The sequence below is a fragment of the Gemella sp. GH3 genome, from assembly GCF_013415425.1.
Taxonomy (GTDB): domain Bacteria; phylum Bacillota; class Bacilli; order Staphylococcales; family Gemellaceae; genus Gemelliphila.
This window is the reverse complement of record NZ_JACBYC010000059.1, coordinates 1-400: the sequence shown is the minus strand read 5'-3', so window position 1 is coordinate 400 and position 400 is coordinate 1. Positions and strand designations below refer to the sequence as shown.

Below are 400 nucleotides of genomic sequence, written 5' to 3'. Positions count from 1 at the left end.
AGCTGAAGAGGTGGCCCATGTCTGTGCGTATTTGTGTCACCCCATGTCTAGAAGTATTACAGGTACTGTTCAAAAGGTAAATGGAGCATGGTATTTATAAAAATTTAAAGTATTTTGTAAGTAATTTAGGTTTTGATTTTATATGAAAATAAATACAATTCCTAAGTGCGCGTTTCTTAATCGATGTTATAATGTTTTTAAATCATACTTTGAAAAAAGCTTTCAAGTGCGTGATTGAAAACAAGGGGTGGTTAAATCATGGCAGTAGCAGAAAGAAAAGAATGGTATCTTGAATATGAGATTACAATTAATCGTGCAGGATTACTTGGGGACATATCAAGTTTATTAGGTATGTTAGGAATTAGTATTGTTACAATTAATGGTGTTGATCAAGGCAAAA

2 pseudogenes are annotated in these 400 nt (G+C 32.2%); both read left to right on the top strand.

Annotated features, from left to right (window positions below):
- A pseudogene (locus HZY83_RS08335) lies at positions 1-100 on the top strand (elongation factor P 5-aminopentanone reductase); the annotation flags it as partial.
- A gap of 158 nt (positions 101-258) precedes the next feature.
- Positions 259-400 (top strand): annotated as a pseudogene (locus HZY83_RS01580) (DUF3388 domain-containing protein); the annotation flags it as partial.